Annotated in this window: 12 protein-coding genes and 1 pseudogene; 5 read left to right on the top strand and 8 right to left on the bottom strand. The window is 38.4% G+C overall.

The window, feature by feature from the left end; translation table 11 throughout:
- Positions 1–354: 354 nt before the first annotated feature.
- Both ACLKL2_RS08110 and ACLKL2_RS08105 read left to right on the top strand, forming a co-directional pair.
- Positions 355–810 carry a hypothetical protein gene (locus ACLKL2_RS08110; RefSeq protein ID WP_413694025.1) on the top strand — a complete coding sequence of 152 codons (456 nt, stop codon included), beginning with the start codon at positions 355–357 and terminating at the stop codon, positions 808–810.
- 13 nt (positions 811–823) lie between these two features.
- Positions 824–1,009 carry a DUF1289 domain-containing protein gene (locus ACLKL2_RS08105; protein WP_413694024.1) on the top strand — a complete coding sequence of 62 codons (186 nt, stop codon included), beginning with the start codon at positions 824–826 and terminating at the stop codon, positions 1,007–1,009.
- Positions 1,010–1,337: 328 nt separating this feature from the next.
- Here ACLKL2_RS08105 and ACLKL2_RS08100 read toward each other — a convergent pair whose 3' ends face one another.
- Positions 1,338–1,775, bottom strand: a complete 438-nt coding sequence (locus ACLKL2_RS08100) for a MerR family transcriptional regulator (protein ID WP_413694023.1) — start codon at positions 1,773–1,775, stop codon at positions 1,338–1,340.
- Between the two features lie 530 nt (positions 1,776–2,305).
- Positions 2,306–4,990, bottom strand: coding sequence for a bifunctional acetaldehyde-CoA/alcohol dehydrogenase (gene adhE / locus ACLKL2_RS08095; RefSeq protein WP_113819958.1), 2,685 nt, complete (start codon positions 4,988–4,990; stop codon positions 2,306–2,308).
- 351 nt (positions 4,991–5,341) lie between these two features.
- Between adhE and ACLKL2_RS08090 the strand changes: the two genes are divergently transcribed.
- Positions 5,342–6,463: an AI-2E family transporter gene (locus ACLKL2_RS08090; protein ID WP_113820292.1), complete on the top strand. Its 1,122-nt coding sequence runs from the start codon at positions 5,342–5,344 to the stop codon at positions 6,461–6,463.
- A gap of 1 nt (position 6,464) precedes the next feature.
- Positions 6,465–7,394: a class I SAM-dependent methyltransferase gene (locus tag ACLKL2_RS08085; RefSeq protein ID WP_413694022.1), complete on the top strand. Its 930-nt coding sequence runs from the start codon at positions 6,465–6,467 to the stop codon at positions 7,392–7,394.
- 147 nt (positions 7,395–7,541) lie between these two features.
- Here the strand turns inward: ACLKL2_RS08085 and ACLKL2_RS08080 are convergent, their stop codons facing one another.
- The 3 genes from ACLKL2_RS08080 to ACLKL2_RS08070 all read right to left on the bottom strand — a co-directional run bounded on the left by ACLKL2_RS08080 (position 7,542) and on the right by ACLKL2_RS08070 (position 11,839).
- A complete protein-coding gene (locus ACLKL2_RS08080) occupies positions 7,542–8,057 on the bottom strand; it encodes a hypothetical protein (protein WP_413694021.1) in 516 nt (171 codons plus the stop codon).
- A gap of 355 nt (positions 8,058–8,412) precedes the next feature.
- Positions 8,413–10,578: a phosphate acetyltransferase gene (gene pta, locus ACLKL2_RS08075; protein ID WP_113818875.1), complete on the bottom strand. Its 2,166-nt coding sequence runs from the start codon at positions 10,576–10,578 to the stop codon at positions 8,413–8,415.
- 61 nt (positions 10,579–10,639) lie between these two features.
- Positions 10,640–11,839, bottom strand: a complete 1,200-nt coding sequence (locus ACLKL2_RS08070; RefSeq protein ID WP_113818876.1) for an acetate kinase — start codon at positions 11,837–11,839, stop codon at positions 10,640–10,642.
- A gap of 278 nt (positions 11,840–12,117) precedes the next feature.
- On the opposite strand from ACLKL2_RS08070, the pseudogene yfbV reads away from it, so the two are divergent.
- Positions 12,118–12,566, top strand: a pseudogene (gene yfbV, locus ACLKL2_RS08065) (terminus macrodomain insulation protein YfbV).
- Here yfbV and rlmA read toward each other — a convergent pair.
- The 3 genes from rlmA to pflB all read right to left on the bottom strand — a co-directional run bounded on the left by rlmA (position 12,563) and on the right by pflB (position 16,696).
- On the bottom strand, positions 12,563–13,378 hold the full coding sequence (gene rlmA, locus ACLKL2_RS08060; protein WP_413694020.1) for a 23S rRNA (guanine(745)-N(1))-methyltransferase: 816 nt from the start codon (positions 13,376–13,378) through the stop codon (positions 12,563–12,565). The pseudogene yfbV and the gene rlmA sit on opposite strands and share 4 nt — an antisense overlap.
- Before the next feature lie 103 nt (positions 13,379–13,481).
- Entirely contained in the window at positions 13,482–14,222 is a 741-nt protein-coding gene (gene pflA / locus ACLKL2_RS08055; protein ID WP_413694019.1) for a pyruvate formate lyase 1-activating protein, read from the bottom strand.
- 188 nt (positions 14,223–14,410) lie between these two features.
- Entirely contained in the window at positions 14,411–16,696 is a 2,286-nt protein-coding gene (gene pflB / locus ACLKL2_RS08050; protein ID WP_413694018.1) for a formate C-acetyltransferase, read from the bottom strand.
- Positions 16,697–16,728 lie beyond the last annotated feature (32 nt).

Here is a 16,728-nt window from a genome sequence, read left to right as displayed (position 1 = left end):
GTTATTTTTCTTTGTTTGGCTTGGCTCATCTACGTTCGTTCGGTCTATTCCATATTTATTTGCAGTGGTTTCGCCATGTCGGCGTGTTGCTTTTCTTTGTCTGGGTAGATTCAACTCATCATTTGAGATAAAGCTAAGGGCGGGGTGTTGTTATCGAGTTTGTTTTTCGTAATATGTGATGATTAGCTTTAACTTACTTGGTGGTTTACAACATGTCGCTTCTTCTGCCTCATTTAATGAATCCCTTGTTATCTCACTTTTGTTGATTGATAATCTTTTATTGGCTTGAATTTCGATTGGCAGTTTGTGGCGCTGTTTTTAAAGGCATGTTTATGCAAATTTACGCAATAATGGATGATAATTAATTTAATGAAAGATGTAAAAGGTGTGTTTCGTAATCTTGAAAAAATGCTCGAAAAAGCGAGTTGGTTTGATGATGGTTGGGAAATTTATAATCGTGGCAATTATATGCAACTCTCTAAACATAATTGGTTTAATCAAAATCAAGGTGGTATCCACTTTGAAACCTTTATTGAAGGCCCGCAAATTAAACAAAAGTCTTTTCCTATTTGTATGCACGTTGAAGAAGATTGTCCTTCTCAGTCTGAGTTTATTCGTCAATTTATGGCGTTAGAAGAGAAGCGCATTAAAAGTTGGAACGGTTACAAAAAGCTTGATAGTAGCTATGGTATTTGCCAACGTACCTTACCGCTTAATTTTAAAAACCTTGAACAACGTTTATTTGAAGAGTTTAACCGCCTTCGAGTGTTAGAAGAGAGCATTGATCAAGTGTTACTTGAAGTGCAATAAAGCGGGAATCAAGATGAAGAAAAGAAAAAGCCCTTGTATTGACCAATGTGATTTTTCTGGGAGCAAAGGTTGGTGTTTAGGATGTGGCAGAACCAGAAATGAATGCCAAAAATGGAAATCAATGACACCTTATAACATGACCATTCTGCAAAAAGAGCTTAAGAAAAGAATGTTAAAAATTAAGGTGGAAATGAGCTAAATCCGAAAGGAAGTTAAAAAACTATACCAATTATGTGTTGAGGTAGTTGGTTAAAATCTGCCTATCTAGCTCTGTAAAGAGTCATTAATTATGTGTTGAGGTAGTTGGTTAAAAGCTGCCTATCTAGCTCTGTAAAGAGTGATTAAAATAGATAGGCAGTTTGATTATTTAGAGGTTATCGCTAAAGGGATTAGCAACAACCTGAATCAGTACAGCAATCACCACAAGCACAGCTTTCTGCACATTTACAGCTGTCTGTATTACAACAACACTCTGGTGTTTTTTGTCTTCACAACATTTACATACTTCACTCATGCTTATTCTCCAGTTAGGTTAGGTCAGTACTACAGCATCGCCATTGATTTTCAAAACAATCAAGTAAATAACAATCCGTTTCTATGCTCTTGTTTGATCCACAAGAGTTTGAAAACACCTCTAATGCTTTAATCGTTGTCTGTAATTCAGAAATCTGTGTTTTAATTTCTTCAATTTTAGTTAACGACTTATGCTTCACAACCGATCGTGATTCACTACAACAATGATCGAAAACGAGAAATTCCTTAATTTCATCTAAGGAAAAACCAACGCCTTGAAGCTTTTTCACCAAACGAATGACACGAATATCTTCATTAGAGTAATGACGAAATCCATTCACTTTTTCAGGTTGCTCAATAATGGCTTTACGTTGGTAGTAGCGAATTGTTTCTACGCCAACATTGGCAGCTTTAGCCAGTACGCCAATGGTAATTGGTTTGTTCTCATTCATCGATAGCTCCTATCCTACACTCTGTACCTAGGTACAGAGTCAAGCAGAGTTTTTTTAAATAAAAGCAAAAATAATTGATATTGAACGTCGACATTTTATCATCACATGTAAGTTGAATTGTTTTTAGGGGCGCATGGCGAATTAACCGTCAAGTTAGTCTATGAGCGGGTAAGCTCTGCCCACCCTGTTTTTTAGTTAACTCGATTTGATGTTTATTGCCTTTGTTTTTACTAAAGCGATTCATTACACTGGGCAACTCAAGAGGAAGGTTATCTGTTATTGATACATAACATTAACTGCTTAGTTTTTAGGACAATAAGACTATGGTCTATTGTTCACCTAACTCCTGTGAACCCTTATTTCTGCCATCTTTTCTTAAATTCAAAAATTCCATATTTAGAATTCCTGCTTTAATGCTCCTTTAAGACTGTTTACTTTCATTATATTTTTAATATGCATTTTTTATCGAACGCTAAATACAAAAAAGCCTGCTAAAAGCAGGCTTGATATTGTTGTTTGAAGGGAGTGGATTAGCTAACTAATTCTTTCACTTTTTTAGCTGCTACTTTTTTCTCTTCTTTTACTTCTGCTTTTACTTCAACTTCAGGTGCGTCTACAACGTCTGCGTAAGCTTTACCGTAGTAAGAAGCGATTAATACTTCTTTTAGCTCGCCGATTAATGGGTAACGTGGGTTTGCACCTGTACATTGGTCATCAAACGCATCTTCAGCTAGTTTATCCACTTTTGCCATGAATTCAGCTTCGTTAACACCTGCAGCTTGAATTGATAGTGGAATATCTAGTGCTACTTTTAACTCGTCTAACCAGTTTAGTAGGGCATTTAGTTTATCTTCAGTGTTACCTTCAGTGAAGCCTAAGTGCGCAGCTACTTCTGCATAACGAGCACGTGCTTTAGGGCGATCGTACTGTGAGAATGCAGTTTGTTTAGTCGGGTTGTTTGTTGCGTTGTAACGAATTGTATTCGAGATTAATAACGCATTTGCTAAACCGTGTGGAATGTGGAACTCAGCACCTAGTTTGTGCGCCATTGAGTGACAAACACCTAGGAATGCATTGGCAAATGACATACCTGCGATTGTTGCTGCGTTATGTACTTTTTCACGTGCAATTGGGTCTTTCTTGCCGTTTTTGTAAGAGCTTGGTAAGTACTCTTTTAACATTTTAAGTGCTTGTAAAGCATGGCCGTCAGAGTATTCGTTTGCTAGTACTGACACATAAGCTTCCATAGCGTGAGTCACTGCATCGTAACCACCGAATGCACATAGTGATTTAGGCATATCCATTACTAGGTTTGCATCAACAACAGCCATGTTTGGTGTTAGTTCGTAATCCGCTAATGGGTATTTTTGACCTGTTTTTTCATCAGTAACAACAGCGAAAGGTGTTACTTCAGAACCTGTACCAGATGTAGTAGTGATACATACTAACTCTGCTTTTGAACCCATTTTAGGGAATTTGTAGATACGTTTACGGATATCCATAAAGCGCATAGATAAATCTTCAAAGTCAGTTTCTGGGTGCTCGTACATTACCCACATGATTTTCGCTGCATCCATTGGTGAACCACCACCCACTGCTAGAATCACATCAGGTTGGTAGCTTAAACATGCTGCTGCACCTGCTTGTACTACTGCTAATGTTGGGTCTGCTTCTACTTCATGGAACACTTCTACTTCCATGCCTTTTTCTTTTAAGATGCTACGTAAATCGTCAATGTAACCGTTATTGAATAAGAAGCGGTCTGTTACGATTAATGCACGTTTTTTGCCTTCTAGGTCAGTCATTGCAACAGGAAGTGCGCCACGACGGAAGTAGATAGATTTTGGTAGTTTATGCCACAACATATTTTCTGCTCGCTTAGCTACAATTTTCTTGTTGATAAGGTGTTTTGGACCTACGTTTTCAGAGATAGCATTACCACCCCATGAACCACAACCTAGTGTTAAAGAAGGTGCTAATTCGAAGTTGTAAAGGTCACCAATACCACCGTGAGAAGAAGGTGTATTCACTAAGATGCGTGCTGTTTTCATTTTATCGCCAAAGTAAGCGATACGGTCTGCATTCGCATCTTGGTCTGTGTAAAGTACTGAAGTATGACCAACACCACCGATATCTAATACGATGCCTGCTTGACGTACTGCATCTTCAAAGTCTTTTGCTTTAAATAGACCTAATGTTGGAGATAGTTTTTCGTGTGCGAACTCATCATCCCAAGATGCTTCTAAACCTTCACCGATTAAGATCTTAGTTGATGTTGGTACTTTAACACCCGCTAATGCTGCAATTTTGTATGCTGGTTGACCTACGATTTTTGCATTAAGTGCGCCATCGATAAGTAACACTTTACGTACTTTCTCAGCATCTGCTTTGTTTAGTACTGCTGCACCGTATTTAGCGAAACGTGCTTTTACTTCGTCGTAAATTGATTCAACAACAATCGCTGCTTGCTCAGAAGCACAGATAACGCCGTTATCGAATGTTTTAGACATTAAGATAGAAGAAACAGCACGTTTGATATCTGCAGTTTCATCGATAACAACAGGTGTGTTACCCGCGCCAACACCGATTGCTGGTTTACCTGAAGAGTAAGCCGCTTTAACCATGCCTGGGCCACCGGTTGCAAGGATAAGGTTGATGTCGTCATGTTTCATTAGTTTGTTTGATAGCTCTACTGAAGGTACATCAATCCAACCAATAATATCTTTTGGTGCACCAGCTTTGATCGCTGCGTCTAATACAATTTTAGCGGCAAAGTTAGTTGCATTTTTAGCACGTGGATGTGGTGAGAAGATACAGCCATTACGTGTTTTAAGTGAGATTAATGCTTTAAAGATAGCAGTAGATGTTGGGTTAGTTGTTGGTACGATTGCACACACGATACCTACTGGCTCTGCAATTGTGATAGTGCCGCCTTCTTCGTTACGGTCAATCACACCACAAGTTAATTCATCTTTGTATTTGTTGTAAATGAATTCAGAAGCAAAGTGGTTTTTGATCACTTTATCTTCCATAATACCCATACCTGATTCAGTAGCAGCCATTTTAGCAAGCTCGATACGTGCTGTAGATGCGGCTAATGAAGCGGCGCGGAAAATTTTGTCAACTTGCTCCTGTGAGTAGTTTGCAAATTCTTTTTGTGCTGCTTTCACTCGAGCAACCATTGCATTTAGTTCAGTGACATTGCTTACAGTCATATATTTCTCCAAAGTTTAATAAATTTAAAATCTTTAAAAGTGCTTTATTAAGATGATTTGGTAAAAACAGACTTAGTAAATAACTTTTAAATTTATTATAGGAACAATGGTGATTCTCATATTGATCAGGATCACTTTTATGTTTAGATTTTTATTATTTTTAAAGAGATTTAGATCACTTATTACTAAAAGTGTATTTACAGGCGAAATACTCGTTAATAATAAGTATATTAGTAATACAATATGTTTATTATTCAATGGTTTAAATTCTTAGTTATTATTGCTCATCTATCCTTTATAATCGGCGCTAATAACCTTATTAATCATCAAATCAATTAAGGAAAGTGCAATATGGTGAATACCTCCACAGCAGCACGTACCGCACTCTATTGTTCAGCTTTAGTTATCTCTTTAGCAGGTATAAAAGTCGCAGCGCCGATTGTTGTTCCTTTTTTATTGTCTCTGTTTGTGGCAATTATTTGTAATCCTGCGATTAATTATTTGGAATCTAAAAAATTTCCAAGAGGGTTGGCAATTACTTTCGTCATTGTCACTATATTCTCTCTGTTTATTGTATTAGGTGGTGTCATAGGGGCCGCGGTAAATGACTTTAGAAAAGCCATTCCTACCTATGAAGCACAACTGTCTGAGCAGATAAACTGGCTTGTAGAGTGGTTAGCTGGGCACGATATTGCTTTATCTATGGATGAGGTTGGGGGTTATTTTGACCCAAGTAAAGTGATGAATTTAGTGACCTCTACACTAAGTGGTTTTAGTAGTGTGTTGGGCAATATCTTTTTGTTGCTTTTAACCGTGGTATTTATGTTAGCGGAAGGTAAGGTCTTTACTAAAAAGTTACATATGGCTTTTAATGACTCAGCCGAGACGGATAAAAAGTTAGATCATTTTTTAAAAATGGTTAACCAGTATATGGCGATTAAAACCTTAGTCAGCTTAGCAACGGGTTTGATTATCGGCAGCGTATTATGGGCAATGGGGGTGCAGTTTTATGTGTTGTGGGCTTTGCTTGCATTCTTGCTTAATTATATCCCTAATATTGGTTCAATCATTGCAGCGGTCCCTGCGGTTATATTAACGTTTTTACAGCTGGGAGCTGGTTATGCCTCGGTGGTGGTTGGGTTGTTTGTGAGTGTGAATATGATCATGGGTAACCTGGTGGAACCTCGCTTTATGGGCCGTAGTTTAGGTTTGTCTACTTTAGTGGTGTTTTTATCGTTAATTTTTTGGGGATGGTTATTAGGTATGGTTGGCATGCTTTTATCTGTACCATTGACCATGATTTTGAAGATTGCTTTAGAGAACAGTGAGGATGGGCGTTGGGTCGCTATTTTATTAAGCTCTGATGAAGAGGTTGAAGTACTGGAAAATATCGATCAAGACAAGATAGATGCAGAGTCACAGAATACAGTGTCAGAGAGTTTAGTTAACGTTACCAATAAAGAAGAAAATTAATATGTTTACAGCATTGTTAGAAAAGATGCATTTCCCTGAAGTACAAGCAGGGCAAGAGAAAGAGATGGCGCGTTTATTTCACGGACGTGGCTTTAACTACCCAGAATACCAACACTTTAATATTGATTGGTTATCGCCAGTGGTATTGATTATTCTTTATAAAGAAGAAAGTGACCAATGGTTAGCTAATTTAAGTGAGGCGCTATTAGCAGAGTTAACTGCAAGAGGGTTTGCTGTAGAAAGTATTCAAGTGCAATTTCGTTGTCGTGACCTTGCGCCTACCTTTGTTTTATACGGTAAAGAGGTCACTGATTATGCTGCCGATGAAAATGGTTTGTCGTATAAAATCAGCCTAGGTAAAAACCAAAATTACGGTATCTTTTTAGATATGAAAAACGGCCGAACTTGGTTAAAAGAGCGTGCTCAAGGTAAGCGCGTGTTAAATCTGTTCTCCTATACTTGTGCTTTTTCAGCTGCGGCAATTGCCGGTGGGGCTGAGCAAGTGGTTAATTTAGATATGAGCAAAGCGGCATTAGCGGTGGGGCGTGATAATCACCGTTTAAATGGTCATGATTTAGCTAAAGTGAAATACCTAGGGCATGATTTGTTTAAGTCTTGGGGAAAAGTGAAACGTTTAGGCCCTTACGATATTATTGTTGCCGATCCGCCATCTTTACAGAAGGGCAGTGTTAATATTAAACGTGATTATCCTAAAATTATGCGTCGTTTACCTGAGTTATTAAACGCTGGTGGGCAAGCGCTATTATGTTTAAATAGCCCTGATTTGGATTTCCAATTTATTACCGATTCACTCGCTGAACATTGCCCTGAAGCAAAGGTTATCGATATTATCAAACCACCGAGTGAGTTTACTAATATTGAACCCGATAAAGGCTTAAAATGCGTGTTAGTGGCATTACAGCCTGTATAACTATTTAACATCAAGGAGCGCTAGTCGCTCCTTTTTTATGAATCAATGATTGATATGGTGATTATTGAAGACTGATGGTGTTAATGACCTGTTGAAACTCTTTTTCAATTGTTTCATAAGTATCAAGCTTAGCGGTGGCGGTAAACATTAGAAACACATTCTCAGAGAGGGAAAATGATATTGCATGGATACTGTGCCTTCTAAGCCTCCATCGAATTTAGCATACAGCGCATTTCTACCTATCACTTTCGTTTGTTTACACTCATACAGGGTAATATCACGTTGAAAGACACTGCTTAACTCTGACTTTGCACTGGCGCAGACCTCATTCAGCTCATTAGGGTTACTGGGTACATTACCCACTTGCTTCATCACATTAATGTTGTCAGTAAAGTCATTGGCTAGGTTTTCTGAGTTATTGGGGATGAAATAAAGATCCATATTACCAGATTGGATCACAGGCATGATCTGCTTTAATAATGCGGGTGGAATACCGTCTATTTGCTCGAAGTTAAATAGATCTGGATTGGCTTTTATCTCAGGACCAGTGAGTGGTGACCAACTGTTTGGGATCTCTATCGTGTAGCCTAAGTCACTAGTCGCTTGTTTAGCTTGTGTAAAAAAGCTGATCAGAATTAAGCTAGTACATAAAAAATATTTCATTGTTATCTCTCCGTGATAAACCTATTCCATTAACTTATACCAATTGTATTAAATAACTGATCTAAATTTTGCGCCGGAAAAATGGCTTAGTTTGAGGCGTAAGTTGATGTAAATGGTTGTTCCCTATACGAAACTTACAACGAAAAAATAAGTTGTTTTAACAAGTAAAATAGATCAGTTACTTACTATGATTGGTATTATTGAGCTATTTTACTAATTAACATTATTCACTTCTGTGTGGTAAGTATTGTAAATTATCTTCTTTGCATAAAATTATTTTAGGTAATAAAAAAGCCCCATTTAACTTTATCGTTAAATGGGGCTTTTAACATGTGCTTAGCTTGTTAAGTAAAGGTTAACCTTCGATTAACGCTGCTTTTTCACTTGCTTGTGTTGCTTGAATTGCTGTTAGTGCGATGGTGTAAACAATATCGTCTACCAATGCGCCACGAGACAAGTCATTAACCGGTTTACGCATACCTTGCAGCATTGGACCAATACTGATCAGGTTAGCACTACGTTGTACCGCTTTGTAGGTTGTATTACCTGTATTCAAGTCAGGGAAGATAAATACTGTTGCTTGGCCAGCTACTTTAGAGTCTGGTGCTTTGCTCTTCGCTACGTTTTCCATCACCGCTGCATCGTATTGTAAAGGACCATCGATTAATAGATCTGGACGACGCTCTTGTGCAATTTTAGTTGCTTCTCGTACTTTCTCAACATCCGAGCCTGCACCTGAGTTACCAGTAGAGTAACTGATCATCGCTACTTTAGGGTCAATACCAAAAGCAATCGCAGAATCAGCAGATTGAATAGCAATATCAGCTAGTTGGTCAGCCGTTGGATCTGGGTTGATTGCACAGTCACCATATACTAATACTTGGTCAGGCAATAACATGAAGAAGATTGAAGATACTAAACTTGCACCTGGTGCTGTTTTGATTAACTGTAAAGCAGGGCGAATAGTATTGGCAGTCGTATGAACAGCACCCGATACAAGACCTGCTACTTCATTCTCCGCTAACATCATTGTACCTAGTACTACAGTATCTTGCAGTTGTTCACGTGCAACTACTTCTGTTAAGCCTTTACTTTTACGTAGTTCAACCATAGGTGCTACGTATTGCTCAATTACATCAACAGGGTTTACGATTTCAACTTCATCAGTCACAACAATACCTTGTTGTGTTGCGATGCGGTGAATCTCTTCTGGGTTACCAAGCAATACTGGTTTAGCGATACCACGTTGTGCACAGATAACCGCTGCTTGGATTGTACGTGGCTCTTCACCTTCAGGTAACACGATGCGTTGGTTTGCTTTACGTGCTAATTCCGTTAAGTGGTAACGGAATGCTGGTGGTGATAAACGACGTGATAATGAAGAGTCTTCAGTTAAGGTGTTTAACCAGTGCTTATCGATATGGCTTGCAATGTACTCTTGTACTTTCTCAATACGCTCTAGGTCGTCAACTGGGATTTCCATGTTGAAGTTCTGTAAACGCTGAGCTGTTTGCCATGTGTTACTTTTGATCAGTAAGATAGGTAAACCAGCATCCATTGCGCTTTGACAAAGTTTGATCACTTCTTCTTCAGGTGTGTAATCACCTGTAAGTAGTAAACAACCAATCTTCATGCCATTCATCACTGCTAAACATGCAGCAATGATTACGTCACTACGGTCACCAGAAGTCACTAGCATAGAGCCAGCTTTAAAGTGCTCAACCATGTTTGGAATAGAACGTGCACAGAAAGTCACTGACTGTAGACGACGGTTTTCTAAATCACCTGCGTTTAAGATTTTAGCTTCTAAGTGAACAGCTAAATCTTTTACACGTGGTGCAATTAGGTCAGCACTCCATGGGATACAACCTAAGATAGGCAGTGGGCTTTTGCTGAACATTTGTAACACTTCAAGATTGTTATTAATGCTTGCTTCTGGGATATCAAACATCTCTGTGATATCCATACCCGCTTTATCATTTTCATCAATTGGTGCGCCAACTTTGTTAATGATACAACCTGCGATACGTTCGTTGTCTTTACCACCAAATGAAGAAACCGCAATTTCCATGCGCTCTTTCAATTGTTGAGATGTGTCGTTACTTGGGTGCGTAACAAATACCATCTCAGCACCTAATGCTTTAGCGATACTGTAGTTAACACTGTTAGCAAACTGGTGTTTATCAGTTGGTACTAAACCTTCAACGATAATTACGTCGCTGTCTTTAGTGCCTTCACGGAAACGCTCAACGATGTTTTCAAGTAATTCTGAAGTGCGACCTGAAGAAATAAGGTTTTCAGCGTATTTCATTGCAAAAGGTTCAGGAGGTAGGATATTACAAGAGTTACGTAGAGTAGTGGTTGAACGTTCTGTGCCTTGATCACCTTGGCGAGGTTGAGCAATTGGTTTGAAGAAGTTAACTGCAACGCCTTGACGTTCCATTGCGCGAACCATACCAAGACTAACAGAAGTCACACCAACACCAGCCCCGATTGGGATAAGCATTATTGTACGTGCCATGAGTTTTCCTTTTATAAGATCAAAAAAAGGGAGTATAGACTCCTTCAAAAATTAGTCGTAATTATGCTGATACTAAGGCAGCAGAATCTTGTGCGATAACCCATTCTTCATTGGTTGGGATAACCATTGCGATAGGTGAATCTTCTGTAGTGATAACACCTTGAGTACCGAATAATGCAATTTTGTTTTTCTCTGCATCAACTTTGTAACCAAAGATAGTCAGTAGGTCTAATACTTTTTCACGAATGATGTCAGAGTTCTCACCGATACCACCAGTGAATACGATTGCATCGATACGGCCTAGTGGTACTGCGTAAGAAGCGATGTATTTAGCTAGACGGTAGCAGAACATTTCGATAGCAAGTGTCGCACCTTCATGGCCTTCTTTGTAGTTATCTTCGATATCACGACAGTCGCTAGACAGACCAGAAATACCTAATAGACCACTTTGTTTTTGTAACATATCCATTACACCTTTCAGGCTGTAACCTTTACGTTCAACTAAGTGCTCAATGATACTTGGGTCGATATCACCACAGCGTGTACCCATTACTAGGCCTGCAAGTGGTGTCATACCCATACTTGTATCAACTGATTGACCATTTTTGATAGCAGCAACTGATGCGCCATTACCTAGGTGAGCAGAGATGATGTTAGTTTCAGACACTGGTTTGTTTAATACTTTAGCAGCTTCGCCAGTTACAAATAGGTGACTAGTACCGTGCATACCGTAACGACGGATATGAGATTCTTTGTATAGGTTGTAAGGTAAAGCGTATAAGAAAGCTTTTGCTGGCATTGTTTGGTGGAATGCAGTGTCAAATACAGCAACTTGTTGTAAAGTTGGGAATGCTTCTTGTGCCGCTTTAATACCTAAAATGTGAGCTGGGTTGTGTAGTGGTGCAAGTGATGCACACTCTTCAATACCTTCTAATACTACGTCATCGATGATCACTGATTGAGTGAATTTTTCACCACCGTGAACGATACGATGTCCAACAGCAATAAATTGCTCTGCCAGACCTTCAATTTTCTTGATGATCTCTTCTACGATGAAACTAATCGCTGCAGAGTGAGCACTGTTTTCAGGAAGTTTAGCTGACTCCTTCTTGCCATCAAATTTCCATTTGATGCGCGCATCAGGAAGGTTAAAACATTCTGCTAAGCCACTGATGATTTCATCACCATTGTTTGCGTTAATAACAGCAAATTTAAGCGAAGAACTACCACAGTTAAGTACAAGGACTAATTTATTGCTCATGAAAAAATTCCATTCAGTAAAGAATTAACAAAAAATATCAAACCAAGGCCCGATATTAAGCTAGTATATAATGATTAGGGACAACTTAATTAGTACTCAGTATTGGTTGACCTTGCTCATATTAAGTTATATTGGTAATTTTACCTGTATGTAATAAAATTACAAATAACAATTTGCTAAAAACTATCCGAAATCAATCAATGGTTGGATATTTTTTGTTCGATTAAGCGAAATGTTATTTTTGGGATATATGTCTAATCTTTTTAAGGAGAATTGCATTGTTTGGATTTTTTGATTTAGTAAAAAAAGGTGAACATTATTTAAAAACTTGGCCTAAACAAGCTTGCCTATATTCCTTGTTTATTGACAGTAAAATGGTTTGCTATACACAACTATTAATAAAAATATTTCCTGTTTTTATTGTTTTAGTTGCTTCGCTTTATATCATATTTCCGGTTTACTTCTCTTGGCCGAGTACTGCTACTTTTATTCTATTTTTAATTGGTTTGCCTATTCATTGTTTATTATGGTTAGGAAAAGATCTCAACAAACCCTGTCACCATCACTGTTTGCTTGGTATGTAGAAATTATTGAAGTGTTAAATGGAAAGCAACCAGGTCAACAAGTGATGGTGGATAAACCACGCTTTATTGACCTAGCAAAATTGCTTAACAGAGGGTTTAAAAAAGGTGGCGATAATTTTCTCTATAATAATGAGTTAATTTAATCTTTTTGAAATACTTCAATATTAAAATCGCATTCAATTTGCCATTTTTGCTGTGCAAGAAGTTCTGCTAATTTCTCTTTAGTGAACTTCCAAGCAAATGGCGTCATATTAATTAAATCTTTTAATTGCTGTGGATTTTCAATTTCCAAGGTGTAATTTAAGTCAATTTTATCTGTTTTAGTAAAGCCTTCAACTGCCTCATTTTCTTCCACATGCTCATTTATTTGCTCATAAATCACTTCTCTTAGCTGATATAAGTGACGTGGCGCAGGTGTTACTGTAATTAAATAACAGCTTTTTTTGATTAATCGTTGTAACTCTTCCGCTTTTGAAGGCGCATAGATGCGGATCATTAGGTCTAATGTGTCATCAGCTAGGGGGATTTGGTAAGCACTAGCCACACAAAAATCGATGTTTTTATAGCGTTTTGCAGCATAACGCACCGCGACTTTAGAGATATCGACACCGCACACCTCATCCTTTGGCAGTTTTTCTTTGATGATATTGGTGTAATAACCTTCCCCGCACCCAAGGTCTAAAATACGTGCTTGCTCGCTATTCGTTAAATATTGCGCACTGATCTCAGCAACTTTATTGGCTAAAGGTAAGTAACCATGTGTATTAAGAAAGGCACGTCTTGCCATCATCATCTCTTGATTATCACCGGGATTTTTAGAGCCTTTAGATTGCACTGGCAGTAGATTTAAATAACCTTCTTTTGCAATATCAAAGTGATGGTTATTTTCACAAATCTGAGTGTTATTAGTTTGTTTAAAAGGTGTTTGGCAAAGCGGGCAAATAAAAGAGGTCATAATGTTACTGCTCAATCAAAAAAGCTAAGCTTAACATAAAGGCAGTATAAACTGCCTTAACAAGTGAGATAAAAGTAGGGGATTATTCTTGGTGGTTATCTTGTTAAAAAATGACACTAGGGTGATATTCCAATAGGACTTGTTGTACCGCTGTCATTACCTCTTTTGTTGGTGGTTGTACACCTTCTAACGGGTATATTTCGCCCATTTCAATCCATTTATGTCGACCTAGTTCGTGGTAAGGCAACATTTCGATCTTCTCTATGTTTTTCATGGGTTCAATGAATTTACCTAATGCATGTGCATCCTCAAGGCTATCGGTAATACCAGGCACAACCACATAACGTAAATACACGGCTTGATTATGGTCTGCTAAATATTGAGCAAACTCTAAGGTATATTTATTACTGACATGAGTTAGGTCGATATGTTTTTTGTTATCCATTTGTTTTATATCTAAAAGTACAAGGTCAGTGCTGTCTAAGATTTTTTTAGTTCTATCATCAATTTTACGGACAAAACCATTGGTGTCTAAACAGGTATGAATGCCTTCTAAGCGGCAAGCTTCAAACATAGCTTGTACAAATTCAGGTTGTAGCATAGCTTCACCACCGGAAATAGTGATACCACCGCCCGATGCATTCATAAAGTGGCGGTACTGTAATAACTCTTTCATCAATTCATCAACCGTCATCTCTTTACCGCCTTCGGTATCCCAAGTATCTCGGTTATGACAATACTGACAACGCATTAAGCAGCCTTGCAAAAAGATGATAAAGCGAATGCCTGGGCCGTCAACGGTGCCACAGGTTTCAATTGAATGTACTCGACCAGTCACTGGCATAAAGTTACCTCTGAAAATAAATTATTTATATGTACTTTTATTAACTAATCCATTTTTTTAATATAAAGGGCATTAGTTAAAAGAACAGGTAAATAATTAATTGTTTGGTGATAAAAATAAAGGCTTCACCCGTTAAGGTGAAACCTTTGAAACGTTAACCTATTATTTTTCTCTCCACAAATTGAGAGTTACAGGCTAGCAGTAAAGGTACGTGTAATAACGTCCTGTTTTTGCTCTGCAGTTAATGAGTTAAAGCGAACTGCATAACCAGATACACGAATTGTTAATTGTGGATATTTATCTGGATTTTCCATCGCATCTAACAACATGTCACGGTTCATCACGTTAACATTTAAGTGTTGGCCACCTTCAATCTCTGGTGTGTGTTTAAAGTAACCATCCATTAAACCTGCTAGGTTTGATTTTTGTGAATCATCAGTTTTACCTAGTGCGTTTGGTACGATAGAGAATGTGTAAGAGATACCATCCTGTGCGTAAGAAAACGGTAGTTTAGATACTGATGTTAATGATGCTACTGCACCTTTTTCATCACGTCCATGCATCGGGTTTGCACCTGGTGCAAATGGCATACCTGCACGACGACCGTCTGGTGTATTACCTGTTTTCTTACCGTATACAACATTAGATGTAATAGTAAGAATTGACTGTGTTGCACGTGCATTACGGTACATTGGGCGTGATTTTATTTTCTTCATAAAGGTTTCAACTAGTTCACATGCAATGTCATCAACACGTGGGTCGTTGTTACCAAATTTAGGGTAATCACCCTCGATATCAAAGTCAGTTGCAATACCATCTTCATCACGAATAGGACGCACTTTTGCATATTTAATCGCTGCTAATGAATCCGCTGCAATTGATAGACCCGCAATACCACAAGCCATAGTGCGTGAAACGTCACGGTCATGAAGTGCCATTAGTGATGCTTCGTAGCTGTATTTGTCGTGCATGTAGTGAATACAGTTTAATGCTGTCACGTATTGCTCTGCTAACCAATCCATGAAGTGATCAAGGTTTGAGTAAACTTCATTGTAATCTAATACTTCACTAGTAATAGCTGGTAATGTTTTAGGACCAACCTGTGCTTTTGATTTTTCATCAACACCGCCGTTAATTGCGTACAGAAGTGTTTTTGCTAAGTTGGCACGTGCACCGAAGAATTGCATCTGTTTACCAACAATCATTGGTGACACACAACATGCGATTGCGTAATCATCGTTATCAAAGTCAGTACGCATTAGGTCATCGTTTTCATATTGAATAGATGATGTATCGATAGATACTTTTGCACAGTATTTTTTGAAGTTAATTGGTAAGTCTTCAGACCATAATACAGTAATGTTTGGTTCTGGAGATGGTCCCATAGTGTATTGAGTATGTAAGAAACGGAAGCTGTTTTTAGTAACTAATGTACGACCATCAACACCCATACCACCAATTGATTCTGTTGCCCAGATTGGGTCACCAGAGAATAGATCATCGTATTCAGGTGTACGTAGGAAACGTACCATACGTAGTTTCATTACTAGGTGGTCAATTAACTCTTGTGCATCTGTTTCTGTGATCACGCCAGCTTGTAAATCTTTCTCAATGAAAATATCTAAGAATGAAGCGGTACGACCAAATGACATTGCAGCGCCATTTTGTGATTTGATTGCAGCTAGGTAACCAAAGTAAGTCCATTGAATCGCTTCTTTAGCGCTGGTTGCTGGACCTGAAATATCAGCACCGTATTTAGCCGCCATTACTTTCATTTGGTCAAGTGCACGGTATTGCTCAAAAATCTCTTCACGCAGTTTCATTGTATCTTCTAATGAAGTACCTGCGATTAATTCTGCTTCTAAGCTTTTATGTTGTGCCGCTTTTTCTGCCATTAGGAAGTCGATACCGTATAACGCAACGCGGCGGTAGTCACCAATGATACGACCACGGCCGTATGCATCAGGTAAACCTGTTAGTACGCCAGATTTACGACATTTAAGAATATCACCAGTGTACACATCGAAAACACCTTGGTTATGTGTTTTGCGGTATTCAGAGTAGATAGTACGAATGCCGTCATCTAGTTCTTTACCGTACACTTTACAAGAGCCATCGATCATACGAATACCACCATTCGGGATAAGCGCACGTTTTAATGGTTTTTCAGTTTGTAAACCAACAATCGTTTCTAGGTCTTTATTAATGTAGCCAGCGTCATGTGCGGTAATAGTAGAAACCACGTCCGTATCGAAATCAACAGGTGCATGCGTTGCGTTTTCCTGTTTAATACCTACCATTACATTTTCCCAAAGCTCATCTGTCGCTTTGGTTGCATCTGCTAGAAAACTTTCATCACCTTCAAATGGTGTGTAGTTTTGTTGAATGAAATCGCGCACGTTTACTTCAGTTTTCCAAGCTTCGCCTGCAAAACCTTCCCATGCTGATTCAAATGCTTCGTTTAATTTAGTCATAAAGCTTTACCTTTACCGTTAGTGATTAAAAA

The sequence above is a fragment of the Psychromonas sp. KJ10-2 genome (genome assembly GCF_047323255.1).
Taxonomy (GTDB): domain Bacteria; phylum Pseudomonadota; class Gammaproteobacteria; order Enterobacterales; family Psychromonadaceae; genus Psychromonas.
This window is presented reverse-complemented; position numbering and strand designations above follow the sequence as displayed.

Coding starts and splice junctions, on each gene's coding strand:
- ACLKL2_RS08110 (WP_413694025.1), top strand. CDS start 355: ATGATAATTAATTTAATGAAAGATGTAAAAGGTGTGTTTCGTAATCTT.
- ACLKL2_RS08105 (WP_413694024.1), top strand. CDS start 824: ATGAAGAAAAGAAAAAGCCCTTGTATTGACCAATGTGATTTTTCTGGG.
- ACLKL2_RS08100 (WP_413694023.1), bottom strand. CDS start 1,775: ATGAATGAGAACAAACCAATTACCATTGGCGTACTGGCTAAAGCTGCC.
- adhE (WP_113819958.1), bottom strand. CDS start 4,990: ATGACTGTAAGCAATGTCACTGAACTAAATGCAATGGTTGCTCGAGTG.
- ACLKL2_RS08090 (WP_113820292.1), top strand. CDS start 5,342: ATGGTGAATACCTCCACAGCAGCACGTACCGCACTCTATTGTTCAGCT.
- ACLKL2_RS08085 (WP_413694022.1), top strand. CDS start 6,465: ATGTTTACAGCATTGTTAGAAAAGATGCATTTCCCTGAAGTACAAGCA.
- ACLKL2_RS08080 (WP_413694021.1), bottom strand. CDS start 8,057: ATGAAATATTTTTTATGTACTAGCTTAATTCTGATCAGCTTTTTTACA.
- pta (WP_113818875.1), bottom strand. CDS start 10,578: ATGGCACGTACAATAATGCTTATCCCAATCGGGGCTGGTGTTGGTGTG.
- ACLKL2_RS08070 (WP_113818876.1), bottom strand. CDS start 11,839: ATGAGCAATAAATTAGTCCTTGTACTTAACTGTGGTAGTTCTTCGCTT.
- rlmA (WP_413694020.1), bottom strand. CDS start 13,378: ATGACCTCTTTTATTTGCCCGCTTTGCCAAACACCTTTTAAACAAACT.
- pflA (WP_413694019.1), bottom strand. CDS start 14,222: ATGCCAGTGACTGGTCGAGTACATTCAATTGAAACCTGTGGCACCGTT.
- pflB (WP_413694018.1), bottom strand. CDS start 16,696: ATGACTAAATTAAACGAAGCATTTGAATCAGCATGGGAAGGTTTTGCA.